We start from the raw sequence: 279 nt of genomic DNA on the forward strand, positions 1-279 counted from the left end.
ACGCCGTCCGTGCCTGCGGCCCAGTGACGGTCCGCAGGCCGAGCAGACATCGCATCATCACCGATCCGAATCCACTGAGGAGTGCATCGCCAGTGCAGAGCACCGTCGAGAAAGTCAGCCCCACCCAGGCCAAGATCGAGCTGGAGATCCCGTTCGCGGAGCTCAAGCCGTACCTCGATCGCACCTACAAGTCCCTGGCTGATCAGATCCAGGTGCCGGGCTTCCGCAAGGGCAAGGTCCCCTCGAAGCTGATCGAGCAGCGCGTGGGCTACGACTTCG

1 protein-coding gene is annotated in these 279 nt (G+C 63.8%); it reads left to right on the forward strand.

The features are described from left to right. Positions 1 to 92 precede the first annotated feature (92 nt). The coding region (locus tag IG178_RS24830; RefSeq protein ID WP_343226042.1) for a trigger factor family protein at positions 93 to 279 on the forward strand (187 nt) is incomplete at its 3' end.

The organism is Neoluteolibacter marinus (assembly GCF_014904755.1).
GTDB lineage: Bacteria > Verrucomicrobiota > Verrucomicrobiia > Verrucomicrobiales > Akkermansiaceae > Haloferula > Haloferula marina.